Origin of the sequence: Eubacterium sp. SB2 (genome assembly GCF_001244405.1) — a bacterium.
GTDB lineage: Bacteria > Bacillota > Clostridia > Lachnospirales > Lachnospiraceae > Faecalicatena > Faecalicatena contortus_B.
In genome coordinates, this window is the sequence record NZ_LN865152.1 from 797531 (window position 1) to 822275 (window position 24745).

The following is a 24745-nucleotide window of genomic DNA, read 5'->3' on the forward strand; positions in this document are numbered from 1 at the left end:
GCCAAAGGACATAAAGCGACCCCGGAAACGCTGATTTTATCAGCATTTCCGGGGTTATGTCCGCTACTCAAACTCTATCGTCCCCGGCGGTTTCCCCGTCAAATCATAGAACACCCGATTCACATGCCCCACTTCATTCACAATTCTGCTGGTTACCCGGTGCAGCACCTCCCAAGGCACTTCCGCCGACTCCGCAGTCATGAAATCTATGGTATTCACCGCCCGCAGCGCCACTGCATAGTCATAGGTTCTCTCATCCCCCATAACCCCCACAGACCGCATATTGGTCAGAGCAGCAAAATACTGTCCCACAATCTTATTCATTCCGGCAGCATCCATTTCCTCACGGTAAATAGCGTCTGCATCCTGCACAATCTTCACCTTTTCAGCGGTAATCTCGCCAATAATCCGTATTCCCAGTCCCGGCCCAGGGAATGGCTGCCTGAACACCAGTCTCTCCGGTATCCCGAGTTCCAGTCCTGCCTTACGCACCTCGTCCTTAAACAAGTCTCTCAACGGCTCTATGATCTCTTTGAAATCCACATAATCCGGCAGCCCGCCAACATTGTGATGGGATTTGATCACTGCGGATTCCCCGCCCAGGCCGCTCTCTACTACATCCGGATATATCGTTCCCTGCACGAGAAAATCTACCGCCCCGATCTTCTGGGCCTCTTCCTCAAATACACGGATAAATTCTTCTCCTATAATCTTCCGCTTCTCTTCCGGTTCGACAGCTCCGGCAAGTTTACTATAAAATCTCTCCTGCGCATTGACCCTGATAAAGTTCAGGTCATAATGCCCTTCCGGTCCGAAGACAGCCTCTACTTCGTCCCCTTCATCTTTCCTTAAAAGACCATGATCCACAAATACACAGGTGAGCTGTGATCCGATCGCCTTGGAAAGCAGCACTGCCGCCACAGATGAATCCACGCCGCCCGAAAGCGCGCAGAGCACTTTGCCGCCGCCAACTTTTTCCCGGATTGCCTTGATCGTCTCTTCTACAAATGCGTCCATCTTCCAGTCTCCGGCACAGCCGCAGACATTCTTTAAAAAGTTATTAATCATCTTTGTGCCTTCAACCGTATGCAGCACCTCTGGATGGAATTGAATCGCATAAAGGCCGTCCCGGGCTCTCTCCGCTGCTGCTGTCGGGCAGTCTGCAGTATGCGCCGTGACTTCAAATCCGGGCGCCGCCTGGGAGATATAGTCAAAGTGGCTCATCCAGCAGATTGTCGGGGTGGATACATCTTCAAATACTTTGGAATCCGGCTTGTCGATCAGAACTTCTGTCTTTCCATACTCCCGCACATCCGCACGTTCTACCCGGCCTCCCAGCACATGCATCATCAGCTGTGCGCCATAGCATAAGCCGAGTACCGGTATGCCAAGCTTAAAAAGTTCTTTTGTATAAGTCGGGGAATCCGCCTCGTAGCAGCTGTTCGGCCCGCCTGTCAGAATGATTCCTTTCGGATTCATTGCCTTTATTTTTTCTATATCTGTCTTATAAGAATAGATCTCGCAATATACGCTGCACTCTCTGACACGCCTTGCGACCAGCTGATTATACTGCCCTCCGAAATCCAGGACAATGACTAATTCATTCTTCAAATTTATCCTCCTGTTGAACACGCAATGTCTAAACCTGTTTTAAATTTACTTTCCTATTATAAGGGAGGGTTTTGCGATTTACAAGACTCTCTTTTCAAAAAAATGGCTTATTTACATCTCTCCGCGCATCCACGTCTGGTTTTCAGGCCGCATTTCCAGTGAAATCCATCGCCCTAGATTGTATAATCTGCTATTTTCCCTGCTTATATACTCCGCATCAATTTCCATTTTCCGCCATGATACCTGACCATCATGAAGACGGCCCGGAAGCACCAGTCGATTACCATGGCCACCCAGACTCCAAAGACGCCGAGTCCCATGTATCTTCCCAGTATATAACTGAAGACAATTCTGAAGATCCACATAGAGGCAATGGATATTATCATGGTAACTTTTGCATCCCCGGCAGCGCGCAGAGTTGCGGGCAATGAGAAGGCAATCGGCCACACGATCATGCAGCTGATACTGTGGAAATATAATATCTGCTTCGTTGTCTCCGCCGTGAGGTCTGATAAGTGGTATGCCTTCAATATAAATGGCAGCAGAAGGAAAATGACTGCGTTCATAATCCAGATCAGTACGTACACAATCCCCACAAGTTTTTTTGTGTAATAATGTGCCTGTTCGTAATCCCCTGCCCCCACGCACATTGCAATCACAGAGGTGATCGCAAGATTCAGTGCAATTCCCGGCAGAATCTGGAACAGAGCCACAGCATTGCTGACTGCATTTGCAGCGATCGCATAGGTGCCGAATGTAGATACCAGGCTCAGCACCATGATTTTCCCCAGCTGGAACATGCTGTTTTCCAGGCCGTTGGGCACTCCGATCGACAGGATTCTTCGTATCATCCGCCAATCCGGACGGTAATGGAAGCTCCTGCTGATGTGCAGCTGCCGCTTCTGGTCCGTCAGCAGCACGGTAATTATGACGGCCGCTACAACCCTGGAGATCAGTGTTGGAATCGCCACCCCTTCCGTTCCCCGGTGGAATCCGTATATCAGGATCGCATTTCCTCCAATATTAATCAAATTCATAATGATCGAGACCTGCATGGACATCTTAGAGTTACCCATGGCACGGAATATCGCCGCTCCGGCATTGTATAATGCCATAAACGGAATGGAGGCTGATACAATCAGCAGGTATGTATTCGCATGTGCCATTACATCCGCGTCGATCGCACCGAATACCACATGCAGGATAAACCATCTTCCACAGTAAATAATGGCCATAATCCCCACGGCTACGATCGTGATAAACCATACAATCTGATTGGAAGCTTCACAGGCGTTTTTGTCACTCTTCTGCCCCAGATACTGCCCTGATATAACCGCGCCTCCGGCGGCCAGAGCTCCAAAAGCATTAATAAAGAGCACCATGATATTGTCAACCAGCGACACTCCGGATACCGCCGCCTCTCCGACACTCGCTATCATAATAGAATCCGCCATACCGACCAGTATTGCAAGCAGCTGCTCGATAATCAGCGGAATGATCAATGCTCTCAGCGCCTTGTTATCAAATAAATAGGCGCTTCTGTCTATTTGTTTTCTCATACTTTCATTCCTACTCTTTCATTCCCATATCAAAGCGGGCAGGCCCACCTCAAACCATCATTTCCGCACTCAAAAGGGACTCGCACTCTTTAGCACCGCATAAATAACAAAGTGGGGAGGCACACTTCAACTCTCCCCCCCTCTCACTCAAGAGGGGCATACTCACTTTGACGTCGCGGCGACACCGCTTTGCGGTTATATATCTTATCGCGGCGTGTGCATCTCCCAGAGGTTTTTATGAAGCGAAAGTGACAGGCACTTTTCCTTCATAGAAAAAACTTCTCAGCGCGTACATTATACGCCGAGAAGTTTTAAGATGCAAGTTATACGCTTTGTTTGATTAATATCGCCCAGATATAGCAGTTAAATTACAACACGCACTGCCGCTTTTATGCCGCAGCGTACTTTGAGATCTCCTGTTTCAGGTCTTCACAGTCCTCATCATAGATTTTCAGTTCAATGGGATGATTGAAGCCCAGATTCATAATCCCAAGTATCGACTTGGCGTCTACTACGAATCTGCCTCTCTTCATATCCATATCATAAGGATACTTAGCAACCTTATTTACAAAATCAAGCACTTCTTCAGGGTTTTGAAATTTTATGATCATTTGATTCATTCTTTTCTCTCCTTTTTTCAGATTATCTATGACGGCTTTCATTAGCTTCTGCTTTTTTGTTATCGACATCATAGCACAATTTTTTCCATTTACAAGGACGAAATTTCTGAAAAAGGTAGAAAAATTTAATGGACTGACTTACGAAACTCATTTGGAAGCATGCCCACTTCCTCTTTAAAGACCTTGCTCATATACTTGGGATCCGAGTATCCAGCCAGCTCTGCAATCTGATTTAGCTTCAGGTGCGTATCGGCTAAGAGCTGTTTCACCTTCTCAATCCGCAGCTTCCGGATTGTTTCTGAAAATGTGGCGCCGGTTTCTTTTTTGAACTGTGCGCTCAGATATTCTTCCGAAACAAACAGTTTGTTTGCCACTTCCTCCAGGGTGATGCCCTGGTCATAGTACTTACGGATCATCTGCTGGGCCTTCTGTACAAGAACACTCACCGGCAGCTCCTCTTTTTCCTGCATATTAAGATCCAGCAGTTCAAAGAACTTTTCCATGCTGCGTTTAATCTGGTCCCAGCTCGCCGCCCCGGACACTTCCCCCAGGATTCCCTGAATCTCGAGTTCCGCATCCAGTTCCTGGATGTTCCCCCGCGAATTTGCTACAGCCCAGTTAAAACGTATGAGTGATTTCTTGATTTCTTCCGGCAGATGGGGAGACTCCGGATAATATTGGAACAGCTTCCTGTAACATTCTTTGAGCGTCTCCCAGTCCCCCCTCTTGATCGCCTGGCATGCCTCGTCCTCCAGCTCAGCCGGATGCTTCAGGGGCACGATTTTTAACTTTTCAATCTCCTCTTTCCTAAGCAGGGTTCCCTTATTCAAAAGAAGGTTCCATTCCTTTTCCTTCTGTATCCCGCTGACAGCCTCCGACAAATCCAGAATCCGCTCTATGCTCTTCCAGATGCAGACCACAGGGCTTTTCAGATTGCTGCACAGCATAGGGACTACAGAATTCTGGAAGTATTCATATAAGGCACAGTCCCGGGGAACCCGGTAGAGTATCATAATCAGCAGCTGCCACGCATCGGCTTCTATCACACAGGAGGCAAATTTAACCGTGTGGGCGCCCACATCCTCCAGCAAATCCTTTGCCGTTTTTTTCTGTTCTTCATATCCGTCTCCCAGCCACAGAACGAAGACCTCGGCGGGATTCTCCACGGAGAATCCGTATTTTTCCATCGTCATATTATGGAACTGCCTGTCCGGAGCAAGCTGTCCGTTTAAGCATCCAATAAAGATTCCCTGGACGGTAAATACTTTATCCTGGCTTTTCTCTTTGTCCAGCTCCTCCTCGATCTGCCCCAGAGCCCGTTTCAGCTCCGGTATCTTGATTGGTTTCAGAAGATAATTCTCAATATCAAGCTCTATTGCCTGTTTTGCATAATTAAAGTCCGAATAAGCTGACAGGATGAGCACTCTGCAGTGGTTCTGCTCCTTTCGCAGCATTCTGAGCATCGACAGCCCATCCATCTTCGGCATCTGTATGTCCAGTATCACCAGATCGGGTTCCATTCTCCGGATCAGCTCATATCCGGCCTTTCCATCACCGGCCTTCCCCACCAGTTCATAATCCGGGTTTATTTTATGTAAAATCTTTGCAAGGCCTTCCCGGATCGGCGCCTCGTCTTCCACAATTACAATCCTCACTGCTGGTCCTCCTTTCCGGGCACAAACAGATGCACTTTTGTCCAACTTCCCAGCATACTTTCAAAATAAATGGTGGCATCATCCCCGTAGTACAGTTTCAGGCGTTTCCGGACATTTGCAATACCTACGTGTCCCTCCATATCCTGCTCTTCATCATTCAATCTCTTTAACGTCTCCGGCCCAATGCCAAATCCGTTATCTTCTATAATCATGTGGATCTGCTCTTCTGTCCGGCGCATCACGATGGTCAGGCGGCAGTCCCCGTCTTTTCCCCCAAACCCATGTTTGATGGAATTTTCCACAAAGGGCTGCAGCAAAAGCTTATGGATCTTATATCCCATCATATCCTCAGGCACTTGTTCTAATATCGTCAGCGGCTTTCCGAGTTTTGCACTCTGCAGCATACAGTAATGCCGAAGCCATCCCAGTTCCTTACTAACCGTAGTCGTACCGCCCGCATTTTTGACGGTATATCTAAGAATATCAGCCAGCGCCCCTACCATCCCGCTGATGTCATACTGCTCATTTTCAATAGCCTTCCAGTTAATCGTATCCAGCGTATTGTACAGAAAATGAGGGTCTATCTGTGCTTCCAGTGCGGAGAGTTCCGCATTTTTCTGCTCTACAACAGCCGACTTCACCTGACCGATCAGATCGTCAATATGGACAACCATCTCATTAAACCCTGTGCCAATCCTCCGTATTTCCGGCGGCATACTTTCTGGAATCTGGATGCTGACTCCAAAATCCCCTTCTTCCAGATCATTCATGGCATTCACGAGAGAATCCACTGCCGCCAGATACGGCTGCGTGGACATGTAAATCAAACAGACCATAATTGCACAGGATACTACTGCTATCACGAAGAAAAACAACACCTGTTCCCAGATTGCCCTGTTATAATCAGCCAGCGGCTGCTCATTGCAGATGGTAAAACCGCTTTTTTCATGCAGCATCGTCGTATACTTACGATCAGCTGTATCCTTCTGACTGTTGAATTCGCTTCCGATATCTGCAGAGTCCGGAGAACTGATCACCGTATTTCCCTGCAGCAGATATGTGGCATTGTCCGTCCCCGACACCAGCGTATCCCGTATCTGCTCTTGGTTGATGCTGATTACCACGATCCCCAGAGGATCATTGATATTCCTGTAATCGATCAGTTTTCTCCCGATCTGAAATAAATACGTTTTCCGTTCATTTGCAGTCACCGGATCTGTGAGCCCCTGATATACATATCCCTTCCCAATCTCCGGAACCGTGATTTTATCCGCCCAGACGCTGTTTGTGGAGGAAGAATTCAATCGGTCATAGAATATAATACGCCCGTTCCGAAGCGATATCGTGATCCCTTCCACTCCTGGGTTACTATTGCAGATATGGCTCAGTTCATGCCGCAGCGTACTGCTGTTAACGTCCAGATCATCCTGTTCCTTCATAATTTCCAGTACGGTATCTATGATCGTATCATCCGTACACATATCATACAGGATTGTCTCATACTTTTCCAATACCATGTCCAGGGATTTATTGGCATTGTACAGGTTACTGCTGATACGGCCGTCTATGTTGTCCTGGAGGCTGCTCCTTAGTCTCATCTGGGAAATAACAGCAAACAGGCAGACCGGCACCAGCGCCGCCATCAGAAATCTAAAGGACATCCTTGTTCTCAATGTTCTTTCCCGTTTCATAAGTCTCCTCTCCTGATCTCAGCCATCCTTTCTGCTGCCTCTCTCAGAATTTCATCCTCCGGTTTTTCTCCAATAATTGCTTCCCCCATTGCATCCGTAAGTACTCTGGATATGTACGGCCATTCCACCGAGAACTCTCTCGTCCTGGCTGATTTGGCAATCTCTATCATACTCCTGTTCAGCGGATCCTCCACATACTGATTTTCAAGCACATCCCGGCGGGGAGCCATATAAGCGGAACGTTCCATATAGGAAGACATCCGTTCTTTGTCGCTTACATACTGCAGAAATTTGACCGCAGCATCCTGATGTGCTCCCTTAGTAACCCCAAAAATCTCCCCGCCCAGCACGGTTGTCCGGGTACCATCATCGGCCGCAGGCAGAACCGTAACACCGTACTTCAAAAAAGGATTTAAATCCCGGATAGAGGCTATCATAGAAGAAGAGTTGATCATCATTGCAATATTGCCCTCAACAAACTGCCGCAGAAGATCGCCTTCTGTCAGGCTGATTGTCTGCCTGCTCATGGCCCCCGATTCCGTCAGCTGCCGCAGAAGGTGGAGTGCCTGCCTGCTTCCGGCCGAATCCAGTGCATCCACCTCTCCGCCCATCGACCACAAAACCGGCAGGAAACTATATACACTTTCTTCACTCTCCACTGCCGGAAGGCCGAAACCGTAATGTCCGTGATCAGAGAGCTTCACTGCCGTATCATAAAGCCCCTGCCATGTCTGCGGTACTTCGGCCCCGTGCACTTCCATGATGTTCTTATTATAATAGAGGACCGCACAGTTCATTCCATAAGGAAGCCCCATCATACGACCATTCACACTGCAGGCTTCCTTCACTTCCGGCAGATATTCATCAAAACCCCTGATCTCATCTGTCAGATCCGCAAAAGGCTCCATTGCATGAAAATAATGAAAATCCGATGAGTCCACCAACGCCAGCTCCGGCATATTACCATCCGCCATGCTTAGGGCCAGTTTTTTCTTGAAATCTTCATCCGGCACATACTGGGTCGTTACTTCAATCTCATCCTGGGTGCGGTTAAATCCATTTACCAGATTCGCCAGTTCTTTTTTTACATAGCTCTGGCTCCAGTAGTACCAAATCGTGATCTTTTCCTTTTCTTTCACCGTGTCCTGCTCTTTTTCTGCACATCCTGCGGCATTCCCCGCAGTCAGTAAAAAGGCAAGCAGAAGTGCACAGATTCTCTTATATCTCTTCACAGCCTTTTCTCCTTTGTCACTATAACTGAATCTGTTATCATTTACAGTAGACATTATACCATAATCATGGAATTCATGAAAACCCTGGCGTCAGGCAGGGCACTTGGCCGATGTTTATGACGTGCCTTAGACTCCACTGCTGTTACACGCAAAGCCTATATCTGTACACAATAAAATGCACCTAAGTACCGGGTTGTCTGATTCCCGGCGCCTGAGGTGCATTCTATCTGTAATTCTCTAGTACAGCAGTGCATTAATCTTTCAGTAATAAGCGCCTGATATCTGCGTCAGAGTTGTGCCTGCTTTCGCGACGGCGTAGTGGTTCCTACGTCTAGCGAAAGCAGGTACAGCTATGGCGTAGAGAGCAGGTGCTTATTGCTGAATTATTAGTGCAATGCTGTACTAGTACATCGTATAATAATTAACTGCCACATAAGCAGACCTAAATTTCCGATAGCACTGCTCCACAAGCCTCAGCGTAGCCCACTACGCCTGCGTTTGTGGAGCAGCACTCTCGAAAATTTATCTCAGCTTATGAGTCAGTTACTTATTTTACGATGTACTAGTGCTGATGCAGATATTTTTCTCTGGTAGCAAGTCCGCCGCGTATATGGCGCTCAGACTTATTCATGTCCAGCACCTTCCGTGCCTCTCCCGCCAATGCAGGATTAATCTGTAGGAGCCGCTCCGTCACATCCTTATGTACCGTACTCTTGCTGATTCCAAACTGCTTCGCCGTCTGCCGAACTGTGGCACTGTTATCTATGATATAATTGGCGATTTCCACGGCTCTTTCCTCAATATAATCTTTCAAAAAAATCCCCCTGCAATCATTGTTTTTACAATGTATGCGCGGGGGAAGGAGAGTATGACTTGCTTTTGGATTGATCGCTTTTATAAAATGTAATGTGTAAAAAAGATTACTGTTTTTTTCCAAAATCAAATGGTCTATATCTTCAAATGCATTTTGATCTTTCAAAACTTACTGATTCGAACTCAATAATAAAAATAATCAAATGGATTGTCTGCATCAATATCATTGTATTGTGCACAATCTGCCTGCCATTTTGGCATTCTTTCTTTTATCTCACCGTACAGGTAATTATAGCTTGCCCTTTGGATTTTTCCATGATCCAGCATACATTTATAAAACTTTTTTATACTTGCGGCTGTGCTTTTTATATTTCCCGGAGTAGACCACATACATTTACGAATGAAGAAATTTCCCAAAAAATCATCAATCTTTTCTATTCCCGCTTCGAAAGACAGCGCATCCTCATAAAGCAGATAATCATTGATATAAAAATCTACATTACTTACATGCTGCCTTACCGTCTTGGGCGACAAATCTCTTAAATCTTCTTCAAATAAATCTAACAACTGATAATTAACGGCACAAATCTTTTCGCATTGTTTCTCATATTCGTCATAGCTAAAATCCATTTTCTCTCCCTCTATTTGCATAAAGTATTTTGTTCCAGTGCTTCTTTATAAGTTTATCAATATCATAACATACATTTTTTAACATTCTATATATTAAATCTCGTACATATCATAAATAAAAACGATCAGAATCCGTGCATAGTCTACACTTATAGCTCTGCACAGGCAATCATTGTCTGCACGGGCAGTTCTACGCCTAAACCTATACCCAATTATCCTCAACTTCCTTTTTCAATTTGCAGAACATTTCATAAAAATAATCTTTTGTCTGCGTGATGATTTCAAGAGCAACCCTTTTATTATAAGAGTGCGATACATTATTCCTTTCGTGCAGCGCCCGAATCCATAGTTCCTCGTCTTTAATCATCCCGGCTTTATATGCTGTTTTCAAAATTATCTTAGGTGAGCCGGTAGCTCCCTCCTCATAGCCGTGGGATTCCAATATATCTTTCATCATCTTCCATGACTGCTCAAAACAAATTTCATATAATCCCACCAAGCCTGTCAATATAACATTATCGAACGGTTCCTCATAATTATAAATTTCCTCCAGTTTTAACAGTGCACTGCAGAAATTATCATATTTTCTCATAAAGTATTTTCCCCTCCTTTTTAATTGAGTCTCTCAGTTCCTCTTGTATATCCTGTCTTAAATCAACAATATCATATTCCAGCAGTGTCGATGTTTCTTCGTTTACATCCAATGCAAAGCGTTCAAAATCTCCCCCTTCCACTGCCAAATCAATATCGCTTATCCTTTTAAAATCACCGCGTGCTCGCGAGCCAAATAATATCACCTTGCTAATCTTATATTTTTCCGCCAGCGTCTTAATCTCTTCGATTACCTGGGGCCTAATTCCGGTTCTATCCATATTACTCCTCCTATACCCATTCTTTCGCTCGCTAGAGGAAATCAGATAAGCTGATTTCTAGCTCGCAATACATTTTAATTATACCATATTCCCCCCTATACATTTGTAAAAAAGAAACCGCCAGTTATTTCTGACCGTTTCTCTTTTTCGACATTTATTTTTTAATATTTCACTATAATTAGGGCTTCACCTCAAAACCCAGTTCTTTCAGCATCCGCATATCCTGCTCTATGGTTATCCCTGCTGTCGTCAGCATATCTCCTGTAATAGCCGCATTGGCGCCTGACTGAAAGCACCGTTTTCCTTTATCCGCCATCAATCCGCGGCCGCCCGCCAGCCGGATAAATGCATCCGGCACAAGAAACCGGAAAACTGCCGTTATCCTGCACATATCCTCAATCGTAAGCCGGGGATTTCTCTCATATGGCGTGCCTGGAATCGGGTTCAGCATATTAACCGGAATAGAACGCACCCCCAGATCTCTGACCGTTAAAGCCAGGTCAATCCGGTCTTCCATCGTCTCTCCAAGCCCCACAATCCCCCCGCTGCAGACACTAAGCCCGGCACGCTTAGCAGCCTTAACAGTCTCAATCTTTTCTTCATAAGAGTGTGTCGTACAGACCTCCCTAAAATAATTTCTGGAGGATTCCAAATTATTATGTACCCGGCAAGCACCTGCCTCTTTAATTTTCCGAAAAGCCATCTCATCCAGTAACCCAAAAGAAACACAAACCGAGATATCCACATTCTCCCGAATTGCGCGGATACTTTTACACACAGCCTCCACTTCACCGTCATCCAGCCTTTTCCCTGACGTCACAATCGAATATCTCATAACGCCCCGCTCTGCATTGTACTTGGCCTGTTCCAGCAGCTGATCCGTCTTTAGAAGCGGGTAGCTCTCAACCTCAGTGGAATAAAATGCTGACTGTGCACAATACTTACAATCCTCCGAACACTTTCCATTTTTCCCATTAATAATGGTACAAAGATCAAAGCGTTTTCCACAAAACACCTCCCGGATCTCATCCGCAGCCTCACATAAAGGTTCCAGCGGCAGCTCCGCCAATTGCATAGCATCTTCCTTCAAAAGCAGATCGCCGGCAAGCACTCTTCTCTTCATCCTATCCAGTAAATTTCCCATCAATTTGTCTCCCTTTGTTACCATTTTTACTACTATATTATAGAATCCAGTTCCAATTGTCAACCTCTCCACATCACTAGTTTACATTCAACATCATAAATTCTATTAAATCGGGATTTAGTCGGCTAGCTTTAGCCTAGTCGACGGATGGGGACGCTTCATGACAGGGAGACCGGGGAGGTGCCGGGGCTGTATATGCCGTTGCGATATGCACCCGTGCTGCTAAGTGTTTCTAGAACAGCCGCTGCCGGATAGGCGGGTACGCTGAACACATCACGGGAAATCTGATGATTTCCCGCGCTGGGTTCAGCAACAACTTGATTTGGAGATCAAGTTGTTCCCCGCCTATCCGGCAGCGGCTGTTCAAGAATCACTAAGCGCACTCCAGCATTTCGCAACGGCATATACAGCCCCAGCACCTCCCCGGCCTCCCTGTCATAAAGCTGGCTCATCCAATCGGCAGGAAAGCCCGCCAACCGGGTGGGATCCCGGACCAGGGCAGCGGATGTGGATTGGCTATGCGTGTCTTTTCATCTTCAAGATGTGTATTGAATTATTTTGATACTGGAACCGTATCCCTTTGCTTATGTACACCTACTGGGGACATAAAAGTCCCGCCAATTCTATATCCATACGCTGCCCCCGTTTGAGGCCCCACCTTAGGAACGAGTCCTTTTCCTGCCGGTTGGATGCGCCAGCTCCATGAAGGGATAGCCGAAAGCCTCCCGGAGAACATCCATGTCCTTTCAAAAACGCTCAAAGCGAACCTTAGAAATTCTTGGTGGGAAACAGCCCTGAAAATGGAGAGATTTTTGGATTCCGAATCCAAAAATCAGCTGACCCAGCGCGAGAAATCATCGGATTTCTCGTGATGTGTCAGTGGTGCTCCATTTTCAGGGCTGTTTCCCGCCTAGAATTTCTTAGGTTCGCGGCCGCGTTTTTGAAAGGACATGGATGTTCTCCGGGAGGTTTTCGGCTATCCCTTCATGGAGCGTCCCCATCCGTACCGCGACTAAAGCGCGTCACTAACTCCCGATTTACGCAAAAAGTTCCTGATAGAGTCTTTTCGCATAGTTATCCGTCATACCGCTGATATAATCAGTTATCATTAATATTCTTAAATAAAGTTTTTCCTCCTCGCTTTTCCCCGCCGACTCATGCCTGTACATTGATTTATAGAATTCTGACACCGTATCAATTATCCTGCGGTCAATAAAGTTGATTTTTTCTTTTGTATCATACCCGACCGCCGCCGGCATAAACTGACTGAGCAGGGAATCGATCACACGCCGTCCGAATAATTCTCTCCGCGTTTTCACGGAACTGGTATAAATCTTCTCCTCGCTCAGATCCGAGATTGCGGAAATAATATGCCTGGAAACAGTGTCGTTAAACAAATCCCCGGAAAAATGTCCCTGCATAATCAGCTCATATTCTTTTACAAAGGTTTCCCCCGCATCTCTTATCATAATCCCCTGCATGAACTGATTCCATCTTTGTACTGCCGTCAGTCCAGGTTTTCTTGTATTCTTTGCGACTTCCTCCCGATACATTTCCGCGAGTTTTTCCACACACTGGCAGACTTCCTGCTTGTTTTCTTGATTTTCCTCAAGATTCCTTCCGCATTGCTCAAATGTTTCCATGATCTGCTCGAAACTGATCACTTTCTTTACCATTGCATCTTCCAGGTCAGATGTCCGGTATGCTATATCATCCGCGGCTTCCAGCAGATATGACAGCGGGTGGCGGGAACCATTCATTCCCGTTCTGTTGTTTATCTCCTCAAATAATTTCCGTTCAGAATAGTAGTACCCTATTTTTTTATAATGGTCCGGATTACAGTTCCTCAATTTTTCCGACGAAATGGGATATTTCATGATGGCCCCCAGAACACTGTATGATAGATTAAACCCATTTTCCCGTCCCAGATAAGGAGTCTTTGATAATAAGCGCAGAGACTGTGCGTTGCCCTCAAAGGTGTACAAATCCAGAAGCTGCCAATTAGACAGGATCTCTGTGAGTTTCCGTTCTCCGAGAGCCAAATCTTTCAGATGTGTCTGGAACCATTCCCTGATCGCATATTCCCCAAAATGGCCGAAAGGGGGATTGCCGATATCATGGATCAGGCCGGCGCACAAGAGCACCTCCGAAAATTCCTTCTCAGAATGATTCTCAAACCACGGATCTTTTCTGCTTTCTCTTGTTTTCTTAAAGGCATATTCACCCAGCTTTTTTCCTATGGCGGACACCTCCAGCGAGTGTGTCAGACGTGTTCTTACATAATCGTCCTCGTCAAGAGGAAACACCTGTGCTTTATCCTGCAGCCTGCGCAGGAAAGTACTGCAGATAATTGTTTCATAATCGTTTCTGTCCGCTATACCGCCCTCATGTTCCATTTCAACAAAGTGCTCTTTTGAAAGTAATGTCTCCCATTCCATCTATGTCCTCTCCTTTGAAAATGACCTTAATCGTATCCTTTGAAAAAGAATAGACTAACATATTTCCCCGCTGTTTTCAACATATTTCGTGTTTGACTTTCCTTTCTAAAATATAGGAAAGCAGCGTTACTTAATGAATTTGTCTATGGCCTGATTAAGCTTTCGGATCGCTTCCTGATCATTTTCCTCCACAGCTTCCACAATGCAGTGATCAATATGATTCTTCAGAACAACCTTTCCCGTATTATTGATAGCGGAACGCACCGCAGCCAGCTGGATCAGAACCTCGCTGCAGTCTTCATCCCGCTCCACCATACGCTTGACCGCCTCCATATGTCCGATCGCCTTGGAAAGGCGGTTTATGACCGCCTTTTTCTCCGCCTCGCTATGGACATGGCGGTGCCCCTCCCCATGTGTATGTGTCTCTCCGTTTCCATGAGTATGGGCTTGTTCGCAGGGTGTTCCGTTATGGTGCCTGTGCTGATGTTTATGCGGTCCGCTTGTCACGTTCAATTCCTGTTCCTGCATTTCTGTTTTCTTTTCCATGGCTGTTATTCTCTCTTTTTTTGTTTTTAGTACTCGTTTATACATTTATTTATAATTATATTATGATATCCCGTACAATACTTATATCTTAACAAATTTTTCCGGACAATGCTATCAGATTTCATCCTGCCATGGCTTCGCTTACTTATCCATCTGTACCTGTCTGGTGCATACCCGGTCCAGCAATTCCCGGTTATGGCTCACTGCAATCAGTCCGATCCCTCTCCGCTCTGCTTCCCGGACAAGAAAATTCCAGATCTGGCTCTGGGTAATCAGATCCAGCATGGTGCTGATCTCATCCGCAAGAAGGAAACGGGTCCTCTTCCCCAGCGCCCTTGCCAGGCAGAAACGCTGGAGCTCCCCGCCAGAAAGCTCCGATGGAAAACGATTCAGCCAGTCCGACTCGATTCCCAGTTCCTGCAGAATCCGCTCCTCCACCTGATCCCCCTCCAGAATCACGTCCCGCATGCGCAGCCTTGGATTTACCGCAAGCTCCGGCTGCTGCCAGATCATCTGTACCGGGCAGTATCCCCTATAAGAATGCAGGGGCTTTCCGTCCAGGAGGATTTCTCCGCTGTCTGGCTGCAGATACCCAGAGAGCAGCATACACAGCGTGGTCTTACCATACCCGCTGGGTGCAGCGAGTCCGACCCTCTCCGTATGCTCCACAGACAGATTAAAGTTCTCCAGAATCATCCGATCTTCTTTTTTATATTGATAAGAAACATTTCTTATTTCCAGTCTCATAACGGCTCCATCTCCCCAGACCTGTTCTCCCCTTGCTATATTTTTCCGAATCAGCATTACGGTGTTAAGAAAACCCCCGGCGTTTATACGGCTGATAAACACCTCACCCGGCCGCCTCTCAGTTCCCTATAGGGAATCTTCTGGCTGCACGCCTGCGTGCAACTTGCGCACCGGGGTGCAAACGCACAGCCCTGCGGCATATCTTTTGCATAGGGCTGCGCGCCCTCTATACATTGGAATCCATTACGCGGCATGGCCCGCCAGAGTGCTTTTGTATAAGGGTGCCGCAGGGTCTCCTCATAACGGAAATCAGAAACTCCGGCCTCCTCTACAGACTCTCCCGCATAAAAGACGACAATACGGTCCGCGGTTTCCAGCGCCAGTTCCAGATCGTGTGTAATGACCAGGACCCCGGCCCCCATATCCGCTAATTCCCGAAAATGTCCCATGGCCCGTTTGGCCACTCTGAGTTCCAGCCCGGGGGTAGGTTCATCGGCAATCACAAGCTTCGGTTCTTCTATCAGAGCCGTTGAAATCAGAATTCTCCGGCTCATTCCTCCCGACAGTTCAAAGGGATACAGCTCCTCCACGCTTTCTTTCAGATCATATCCCGTAAAAATCCCTTTCAGCTTATCTCTTGTCCTTCTATCTTTTTTCCCTTTGCGTATCTGCGGCCCGACCTTCATCAGAGGGTCGAGGCATGCCAGGCTCTGGGGAACCATTACGATTTCACTGCCCCTGAGACGTTTTATCCGTTTAGCAGTCAGTTCCCTGCCGCAGTATGTGATCCTGCCGCCCGCCGCGGCATTATAGGGCAGCAGTCCCAGAACGGCATGTGCAAGCAGACTTTTTCCCGAACCGCTTGAGCCGACAACCGCCACCATCTCCCCGGGGAAAACATCCAAATCCATATCCCGGATTACTGTCATAGTCTCCCGGCGCAGCCCATGCTCATACTGAGTAAATGAGATATTCAAGTGCTCTATTTTTAAGATAGGAGCTGCTTCTTCTGTTTTTATGTCTTCGTTTAATCCCATCTTTTCATCCTTCCCGCCGATCTATTCGTGTATACTGCCTGGTTCCGTAAGCTTTCTCAGGTTTTCTCCCGCTTTGTAGAATAATACTACAACAAGCACCAGAAGGATGCCGGGGAACAGTGCAAGCCACCACTTTCCGGTAATTAGATATTTCATTGACTCTGACAGAATAATGCCGATCGCAGGCTGTTCCGAAGACAGTCCGAATCCTAAAAATGTAATGCTGGATTCATGGAGAACCGCATGCGGGAAGATCAAAACCAGGCCTACAAGAAACTGAGGAAGCAGATGGGGAAGCAGATGTTTTTTGGCGATATACCACCTGCTTTTCCCCATCTTCTCTGCAATCTGTATGTAGGGGCTTTCCCGAAGCTGTATCACTTCCGCCCGGATCAGCCTCGCCAGAGACGGCCAGTGTGTCAGCGCAATTCCGACCGCCACTCCTTTGAACCCTTTCCCCATTGCAACGGATATCAGTATCAGTAGCAGAATATGGGGAATTCCCATGACCAGATCAATGAAAAAGGTGATCACCGTATCCACTGCCTTTCCCAGCATGGCCGAAGCGGTTCCCAGAATCAGCGCAATGACCGCGCTGGCCGCTGCCGCCAGAATTCCAAGCAAAATGCTGATGGAAAGTCCGCGCAGGGTGCGCGCGAGCATATCCCGCCCCATCCAATCCGTTCCAAAAAGGCAGTATAGTGAAGGCGCCAGGTTCTTTTTGGAAAAATCCGTGGCGCGTGCTGCATCTGCACAAAGTGCGCCCACAATGCAGACAGCAGTCAGAACCACGGCAGATATGGTCAGACTTATAAGTACTTTCTGTCTCTGGTTCATTTCCCCCTGCCCCCTCTCCTGATTCTCGGATCCACGACGCCATAGAGGATATCCGCCAGCATATTACCGCCAAATACAATCATGGCGCTGGTCACCGTGATCGCCATCAAAAGCGGCAGATCGCTTCCCAGTCCGGCAGTCACTGCAGCCTGCCCCAGTCCCGGATAGGAAAAGACCTGTTCCACCAGTACGGAGCCTCCGAATATTTCACTGATGGATGCAAACTGAAGGGTGACTGCGGGCAGAAGGACGCTGCGGAAGCCATGCTGGCAAAACAGCCGGAATCCCTGCTGTCCTCTCGCCCTTGCGAACATCATATAATCACTGTTCATGATCTCGATCATTTTTTCCCTGGTATGCAGGGCTATATTGGCTACTCCCGTAATACTCAGCGCCGCCGCGGGCAGAATTGCATGATAGATACGATCCCAGACGGTAACCCCGGCAGCCTCCACACCTATAGGCACACTCAGGCCAATGGGCAGGACCTTCAGCCATACCCCGAATACCAGGAGCAGCACAAGCGCCAGCCAAAACGTAGGCGTGCCTGCTATCAAAAGGCAGTATCCCTTCACCGCTTTATCCGCCCATCTGCCCTGATTCATCCCGGAAACCGCACCCAGTGCGAATCCCAGTATTCCGGAAAGAATCCAGGCGGTAATCATCAGCACAAGGGAGTTCATCAGCTTAACCTTCAGCACATCCGACACCGGCTGACGGTATAGCAGGGAAGTTCCCATATCCCCCCTGATAAAATCCGACGCCCAGGATAAAAACTGCCGCACCGGAGAGCCATTTACTCCCCAGTATTCTCTCAGTTTCTCCACCTGCTCCCGGCTCATGCTGCCCAGTGCCGCCTGCCCTACATTAGCCTGCAGAGGATCCACCGGTGAAGCTTTCATCAGCAAAAACGTGAGGAGACTGGCTGCGGTGACCAGAAGCAGCATATATATCAACTTTTTCCCTATGTGTATACTCCACTGCCGTACCATATGAAACTTCCTCCACTTCTGTCTCTTTAACGGGAAAACGGGACGCTTACTTATAAGGCAGCGTCCCTGATCTCTATTCTCTCTTTATTCCCACGACCACTGATCGACATTGTTAATAATAGACCAGCCATGCCCGTGGGGATGTATTTTCTGTTCTGCAATCTGAAGCCCATCCCTTACAAAATAAAGATGATCCACATTGCACAGCCAGATCCACGGAATGTCACCGTCCTGCGTAATCCCTAACGTACCATCCCACTGCGCCTTCTGCCACAGTTCATAGGACTCCTCCAGGGTGCCTGTCTCCAGCGCTTCATCCATATACTTATCAACCGTCACATTTGCGTAAGGCGAGTACTCTGCCTGGCCAATGCCGGTACCCGAAAGTGTATGGTAAATATTATAGAGCTCCATCGGTGTATGTGCACCCCAGCCCCAGATCAGCGGTTCGGACTGTGCCCGGTCATAGGCTGTATCCCAGCCCACCCCCTCGGTGGTAACGTCAATGCCCAGCTCCTTTAACTGGTTCGCAGTATCCTCCGCCAAAGCCTGGCGTACAGAGTCTCCACTGCTGAACATCAGAGTAAACGCCGCTTTTACGCCGTCTTTCTCCCTGATGCCGTCCTTCCCTTCTCTCCAGCCTGCATCGTCCAGTAGTTTTCTTGCCTCGTCCGGATCGTATTCCACCTCGCAGGCGCTGTTGTACCATGGCATTTTATCGCATACACTAAACGCTTTTGTACCATACCCGTTCAGAACATTATCAATCATCTCATCCCGGTCAATTCCGATATTGACCGCCCTTCTTACATTTACATCGGCTGTAAATGCATTGCCATATGTAATGCCGTCCTTTTCTACGGGTTCGGATGCAGGCAGATTAAATCCACGGTTGTCCACGGTCTGCACTGCAAACAGCACGTACCCATCCACAGACTGTTCACTGTAGGATGCCGCCGTATGCGCCACGTCAGCCTCACCTGCCATCGCTGCCGCAAGCGCCGCATCCTCCTCCATGAACAGCACGGTTACCTTTTTCATCTTTGGCGCCTCCCCGTAGTAATCCGGATTTGCCTCAAAGATCACCTGCTGTCCCTTATCCCACTGCTTCATAATGTAGCGCCCTGATCCGATGGGGTTCTGTCCGTAATTTTCATCGTAGGCGTGTTCCGGCACAATGCCCACAATGGCCATGGTATAAGGCCAGATAGAAAAGGGCTTCGTCATCCGGAATTCTACCGTCGTGTCATCCAGCGCAGATGCCCTGTCCAGCATCGTAAAATCATTGACTGTACTTTTTTCTTTGCAGTTATTATACGTAAAAGCAACGTCCGCCGCCGTCAGCGGCTCACCGTCGGTAAACTTCACATCATCCCGGATCGTCACCGTCCAGGTCAGCCCGTCCGCACTTACCTGGTAATCTGCGGCAAGATCCTTCTCTATCTTCAAATCCTTTGTCGTCACCATAAGTGTACTCTGAATGAGAGGCTCATGGACATGCTCCCCCGCGCCCCAGCCATAGGCCGGATCGAACCCGGCTTCAGGCTCTGACGCGGCCGGCATGGTGACTACAACCGAGTCACGCTCTGCCTCTCCGTTGTTCTCTGCTATATTTTCTCTTCCTTGTCCGCAGCCCGTTAACAGGCCAGCTATGAGTACTGCTGTGCATACGATACTGATAACCCTTTTCCTCATATTCCCCTCCCGTTCTAAGCCGATTTTTGTCCAGTATAGCATCCTCTTTTTTCCGTCACAACCCCCTTGGGGGGATACTTTTCTAAAAGAAAAAACACAGACGGTAATTCCTTTCTGCCGCCTGTGTTCTCTATGATTATGCCACTACAATCTGATATTCCTTTCGAAAGGTTTCCTGGCCTTCCAATCGGTTTATCCCTGGTTTTTCGGATATGTCTCCTGCAAATCCATGATCGTCACAGCGCCCGGCCCAAGGCTCCAGGCATACAAAAGGGGCATCCTTAACGGACCAAATGCCAAAATTAGGGAAGCCCTTACAGCAGAGTCCTGCATAAGGGGTTCCATCCTTATGGCAGATCCACACTTCCTCTATCTGCTCATTGTCGAATATCAGCGCATCATTGGCAAACAGTTCCTCTGTCAGGGGGTAAGTTTCATTTTCCAGTTCCATTTTAAAAATTTCATCCGGATTGCCGGCGCCGGATTCCGGATGAACCAGAATATACTCCAGCACTTCTTTTCCTGGAAATTTGAGACAGTAATCTTCTTTTTTCTCATGTTTTCCGGCAAAACGAAATGCCGGATGGCCCCCTATCGTAAAATACATCGTTTCATCGGAAGGATTTTTAACTTTCCACTGTACATACAGCGTTTTTCTTTCCAATCTGTATGTGATGTACAATTCAAAATCAAATGGATAAACCTCTTTTGTCTCCTCGCTGGAGTGCAGTAGGAAGCTGGCCGTATCCGCTGTGGATTTGATACAGGTAAATGTGTTATCTCTGGCAAATCCATGCTGAGACGTAGGATACTGAAGCCCGTCTATACGAACCGTATTCTGGTAGGTCTTCCCCACATTCGGGAACAGTACCGGGGAATGGCGCTTCCAGTACAACGGATCCCCTTCCCACAGCACCTCCGTATCCTTTTGTTTATCAAAGATTCTGGTTGCTTCTGCACCTGTTTCTGCGATGTCCACGCATAGAAATTCATTTTCCAGTCTCATATTCTCTGCTCCTCCATTTCTGGTCTGCCGGTCTGTATATGTTCCGTTATCTGCTATTGCCTATCTGTTCAGACACATTGCCGGTTACTATTCCACCATGATTTTTATGATTTCCTCGTTGGTCTCCCGCATGCCTTCTTTTCCCAGACGTCCTACATTTGCTATGGTCTTTTCCACACCCTTTGTGATGATTCCGTCCCCGCCGTAGAACTGCTGTCCCTGCATGTACATATGATACCCCAGGATTCCCGCATCCACCGACGCTGCTATCTTAGCCGCACAGGATGCTTTTGCCCCGTCGCAGACCATTCCGGACACGATAGCCAGCGCATTTACCACCGTATGTGTAATCTCTTTATATCCGCCCCCGCAGAGATAGGCAATTCCTGCCCCCGCAGCCGCACCTGCACTGACTGCCCCGCAGTATGCGGACAGCCTGCCGATCCCGGTCTTCTGATGGATCGCAACCAGATTGGACAATGCAAGCGCACGGTACATCTTTTCTCTGTCCACGTTCAGTTCCTTTGCGTATTCCAGAACCGGAAGGGAGCAGGTCAGGCCCTGGTTTCCGCTGCCGGAATTGATAATCACCGGAAGCTCGCAGCCGTTCATACGGGCATCTGATCCGGCCGCCGCCATGGCCTTTGCCCGGTTCCTGACATCATTTCCATAGGACTCCAAAATCACGCTCCCGATATTCGCGCCATAATTGCCACGCAGGCCTTCCTCGGCGATCTCGGTATTATAATCAATCTGGCGCTTCAATATATCGCGAATATCCTCGATATCCACTGTCTGTACAAAATCCCATATATCCTCCACAGACAGCGCTCCGCGGTCCGTCAGGCCCTCTTCGTTCTCCCCCCGCACCGGAATGTCCAGCAGAATTTCTCCGTCTTTATCAATATGTACAATATTCGTGTGGTAATTGGCTATCCGCACCTGCGCATAGGATTCTCCGGCAGAAACGGTCACGATAATGTCAAATGTAATGCCGTTATCTATATGCTCTACCCGAATCTCTTTCTCCTCCAGAAATTCCTGCATTTGTTCAATCTCTTCCCTGGACACTTCTGCAATGACTTCCAGCTCTTTTTCCGGTCTTCCGGCAATGATTCCGGCCGCAGCAGCAGCAGGGATTCCTTTTAGATGGTCTGTATTGGGCACTATGACGCTTTTTACATTCTTAATGATACTGCCGCTTGCCCCGATATGGACACGCTCGGGTATACATCCCAGCACTTCTCTGGCCTTGGCCGCCGCATATGCAAGAGCTAACGGCTCGGTACATCCCACTGCCGGAACCAGCTCTTCCCTCAAAATCTGTATATACGCCTGATATTTTTGGTCTGTTTTGTTCATCTGTCCACGATCTCCTTCCAAAATCTACCGGCACTTCCTGTCCGGTCCGCATATTACAAATGTACACTATTCCGGAGAAAAGTGCAAGAACCATGAGTTACCAGACGGCCTGATTTATCATAACCGTTCTGGCGGGCTGAAACTGTTACGATCAATTCTCCGTTTTTGTGGCTGCCTTCCGCCTATCCCCATACTTCCTCTGGCAGAAATTATCTGTATTAAAAAATCCCCAGACGTCTATAAGACCCCGGGGACTTTTCATTCCATCTGCTTATGCGATTTTCCTGTCTTTGACATAATTCTGGAGACGATCCAGCAGTTCCTGGCATTCATCACAGTGAATGACAAGCTCTACGCCGTCAGCCTTACTGATTGCAATAACTCCTAACAATGATTTTGCGTCTACTATATTCTTTCCGCTTTTAAGATCCACGTCGTATTCAAACTGGTTGATAATATCCACAAACTCAGTAATATCTTCTGGCTGACGAAAACAAATTCCCAATTTATGCATGTCTTGTTTTCCTCCTTTACTTTGTGTATATGGTTATTTTATCCAGAATACTGGATTTTATTCCCAATGTCCAGGACTTTATTTGTAAATTTATATGTCGCTATTTGCAGAAATTTGTCGAACCCCTAAAAACAGACCTTAGCTCACAGGCTTTAGACTCGTGTGCTGATAAAGAACGCTTAACGATAATTATAACGCAAAGGCACTGGAGATTACAACAGTACCACCAATTCAATCCCCATTAACTGCCCCCGCTTAAGAGCCACCAAGTGAACAAATAATACCTTCCTGCCTGATGCGCCAGCTCAATGAAAGGACAGCCGCGAGCCTCCGTAAGAACATACCTGTCCTGAAAAACCGCTAAAGCGGATCTTAGTAATTCTTGGCGGGAAACAGCCGTGAAAATGGAGAGATTTTTTGATCCCGAATCAAAAAATCAGCTGACCCAGCGCGAGAAATCATCAGATTTCTTGAGCTGTGTCAGCTGTGCTCCATTTTCACGGCTGGTTCCCGCCTAGAATTACTTAGTTCCGTGTCCGCGGTTTTTCAGGACAGGTATGTTCTTACGGAGGCTCGCGGCTGTCCTTTCATTGAGCGTCCCCATCAGTCAAAGTCCCTCGTTCACTTACTTCTCTTCTTCACTGCTCTCAGACTGTTCTACCTGTACGCATTTATCCGCCAGATACTCTGCCACTTTCTGCTGCAGTATCGTTCTCTTGAGTACATCTTCTCCAACCTGTTCCTTGAACTCATCCGCATTCTCATAGCCTGAGCCCTTTGCGTATTCCGCAATCTGCTCTTCATATTCTTTGTCGGACGGCTCCAGCTTTTTCTCCTTAGCAATTAGTTCGCATGCCAGGCTTCTCTGTACTGCTGTCTGGGCAGCTTCTTTTGCCTGTTTATTGAAGTCGTCTTCTGAGAGCCCCATGTACTGCTCAGCAAAATCTTTGAACTCCATACCGTATGCTTCTGCCATACTGCTGTAATACTCATTGATGGACTGTATCTGATCTTCTACCTGGTCATCCGGATATTTCTTTACCTCAATCTGACCGAGCAGAGCTTCCATCACTTCATTCTGCAGCGTACTCTCTGCACTTTGTTTGCTGCTTTCTTCCAGCTGCTTCTGGATTTCCTTTTTGTATTCTTCTACGGTCTTGGACTCTTCGCTGTTCTCTTTTACCCAATCATCTGTCAGCTCCGGAACGGTAACTACGGAGATTCCGTTCAGTGTGATATTAAATACAGCTACTTTATCGGCCATTTCAGTATTTTTATAGTCAGAAGGGAACTTTACTTCAATGTCAAACTTCTCACCTATTTTATGTCCTACGATCTGCTCTTCGAAGCCCTTATAATCTCCGTTTGCTCCGATAAAGCTGTTGGAACCCAGTTCCAGGCTGGCGCCGGTGGCTGAACCGCCCTCGAACTCTACTCCGTCCACAGATCCCTTATAGTCAATATTGACCGTATCTCCTTCTTTGGCTGCTCTGTCCTTGATCTCCTCCGATGTGGATTTGGAGGAAAGCGTGGAATTAATCGTGGACTCAACGCTCTCATCTGTTACCTCGCTTTGTTCCACTTTGGGGACTTCCAGGCCCTCGTATTGCTTAACCGTGATATATTCGTTAGAAAGTTCCTTGCTGCATCCTGCCAGTGATGCCGCCATCAGAACACTTAATGTCAATGCCAATATCTTTTTTTTCATTCTTTCACCTCATATTTTCTTATCTCCGGGCAGACT

At 47.5% G+C, this 24745-nt stretch carries 22 protein-coding genes; all 22 read right to left on the reverse strand.

What is annotated here, in order from left to right:
* Nucleotides 1-63 precede the first annotated feature (63 nt).
* The 22 genes from guaA to tig all read right to left on the reverse strand — a co-directional run bounded on the left by guaA (nt 64) and on the right by tig (nt 24709).
* On the reverse strand, nt 64-1611 hold the full coding sequence (guaA, locus tag BN1938_RS11050; RefSeq protein ID WP_050640636.1) for a glutamine-hydrolyzing GMP synthase: 1548 nt from the start codon (nt 1609-1611) through the stop codon (nt 64-66).
* Nucleotides 1612-1814: 203 nt separating this feature from the next.
* Nucleotides 1815-3170: an MATE family efflux transporter gene (locus BN1938_RS11055; protein WP_050640637.1), complete on the reverse strand. Its 1356-nt coding sequence runs from the start codon at nt 3168-3170 to the stop codon at nt 1815-1817.
* A 389-nt stretch (nt 3171-3559) separates the two neighbouring features.
* Complete coding sequence (locus BN1938_RS11060; protein WP_025655937.1) at nt 3560-3790, reverse strand: HPr family phosphocarrier protein; 231 nt, start codon at nt 3788-3790, stop codon at nt 3560-3562.
* A gap of 125 nt (nt 3791-3915) precedes the next feature.
* On the reverse strand, nt 3916-5445 hold the full coding sequence (locus BN1938_RS11065; RefSeq protein ID WP_050640638.1) for a response regulator: 1530 nt from the start codon (nt 5443-5445) through the stop codon (nt 3916-3918).
* The gene (locus tag BN1938_RS11070; RefSeq protein ID WP_050640639.1) at nt 5442-7136 is read right to left on the reverse strand and encodes a sensor histidine kinase; all 1695 of its coding nucleotides are present in this window, start codon (nt 7134-7136) and stop codon (nt 5442-5444) included. The genes BN1938_RS11065 and BN1938_RS11070 overlap by 4 nt, the downstream gene beginning before the upstream one ends.
* On the reverse strand, nt 7133-8368 hold the full coding sequence (locus BN1938_RS11075; protein WP_050640640.1) for an extracellular solute-binding protein: 1236 nt from the start codon (nt 8366-8368) through the stop codon (nt 7133-7135). The genes BN1938_RS11070 and BN1938_RS11075 overlap by 4 nt, the downstream gene beginning before the upstream one ends.
* Before the next feature lie 562 nt (nt 8369-8930).
* Nucleotides 8931-9182, reverse strand: coding sequence for a sporulation transcriptional regulator SpoIIID (spoIIID, locus tag BN1938_RS11080; RefSeq protein ID WP_025655933.1), 252 nt, complete (start codon nt 9180-9182; stop codon nt 8931-8933).
* 182 nt (nt 9183-9364) lie between these two features.
* Entirely contained in the window at nt 9365-9811 is a 447-nt protein-coding gene (locus BN1938_RS11085; RefSeq protein WP_050640641.1) for a hypothetical protein, read from the reverse strand.
* 202 nt (nt 9812-10013) lie between these two features.
* Nucleotides 10014-10403, reverse strand: coding sequence for an HI0074 family nucleotidyltransferase substrate-binding subunit (locus BN1938_RS11090; RefSeq protein WP_050640642.1), 390 nt, complete (start codon nt 10401-10403; stop codon nt 10014-10016).
* Complete coding sequence (locus tag BN1938_RS11095) at nt 10390-10683, reverse strand: nucleotidyltransferase family protein (RefSeq protein ID WP_050640643.1); 294 nt, start codon at nt 10681-10683, stop codon at nt 10390-10392. Before BN1938_RS11095 ends, BN1938_RS11090 begins: the two co-directional genes overlap by 14 nt.
* A 178-nt stretch (nt 10684-10861) precedes the next feature.
* Nucleotides 10862-11827 (reverse strand): biotin synthase BioB, encoded by a 966-nt coding sequence (gene bioB, locus BN1938_RS11100; RefSeq protein ID WP_050640644.1) that lies wholly within the window; start codon nt 11825-11827, stop codon nt 10862-10864.
* 1037 nt (nt 11828-12864) lie between these two features.
* A complete protein-coding gene (dgt, locus tag BN1938_RS11105; RefSeq protein ID WP_050640645.1) occupies nt 12865-14265 on the reverse strand; it encodes a dGTP triphosphohydrolase in 1401 nt (466 codons plus the stop codon).
* Nucleotides 14266-14391: 126 nt separating this feature from the next.
* The gene (locus BN1938_RS23950; RefSeq protein WP_369794764.1) at nt 14392-14772 is read right to left on the reverse strand and encodes a metal-sensing transcriptional repressor; all 381 of its coding nucleotides are present in this window, start codon (nt 14770-14772) and stop codon (nt 14392-14394) included.
* Between the two features lie 180 nt (nt 14773-14952).
* A complete protein-coding gene (locus BN1938_RS11115; protein WP_050640879.1) occupies nt 14953-15558 on the reverse strand; it encodes an ABC transporter ATP-binding protein in 606 nt (201 codons plus the stop codon).
* Nucleotides 15559-15641: 83 nt separating this feature from the next.
* On the reverse strand, nt 15642-16595 hold the full coding sequence (locus BN1938_RS11120; RefSeq protein ID WP_050640646.1) for an ABC transporter ATP-binding protein: 954 nt from the start codon (nt 16593-16595) through the stop codon (nt 15642-15644).
* Between the two features lie 21 nt (nt 16596-16616).
* Nucleotides 16617-17432, reverse strand: a complete 816-nt coding sequence (locus tag BN1938_RS11125) for an ABC transporter permease (protein WP_050640647.1) — start codon at nt 17430-17432, stop codon at nt 16617-16619.
* On the reverse strand, nt 17429-18424 hold the full coding sequence (locus BN1938_RS11130) for an ABC transporter permease (RefSeq protein WP_050640648.1): 996 nt from the start codon (nt 18422-18424) through the stop codon (nt 17429-17431). The genes BN1938_RS11125 and BN1938_RS11130 overlap by 4 nt, the downstream gene beginning before the upstream one ends.
* Nucleotides 18425-18508: 84 nt before the next feature.
* Nucleotides 18509-20119 (reverse strand): ABC transporter substrate-binding protein, encoded by a 1611-nt coding sequence (locus tag BN1938_RS11135; RefSeq protein ID WP_050640649.1) that lies wholly within the window; start codon nt 20117-20119, stop codon nt 18509-18511.
* A 136-nt stretch (nt 20120-20255) separates the two neighbouring features.
* Nucleotides 20256-21125 (reverse strand): aldose 1-epimerase family protein, encoded by an 870-nt coding sequence (locus BN1938_RS11140; RefSeq protein ID WP_050640650.1) that lies wholly within the window; start codon nt 21123-21125, stop codon nt 20256-20258.
* Nucleotides 21126-21212: 87 nt separating this feature from the next.
* Nucleotides 21213-22487 (reverse strand): L-cysteine desulfidase family protein, encoded by a 1275-nt coding sequence (locus BN1938_RS11145; protein ID WP_050640651.1) that lies wholly within the window; start codon nt 22485-22487, stop codon nt 21213-21215.
* 271 nt (nt 22488-22758) lie between these two features.
* The gene (locus tag BN1938_RS11150; protein ID WP_050640652.1) at nt 22759-23001 is read right to left on the reverse strand and encodes an HPr family phosphocarrier protein; all 243 of its coding nucleotides are present in this window, start codon (nt 22999-23001) and stop codon (nt 22759-22761) included.
* Nucleotides 23002-23626: 625 nt separating this feature from the next.
* A complete protein-coding gene (tig, locus tag BN1938_RS11155) occupies nt 23627-24709 on the reverse strand; it encodes a trigger factor (protein WP_050640653.1) in 1083 nt (360 codons plus the stop codon).
* Nucleotides 24710-24745: the final 36 nt, after the last annotated feature.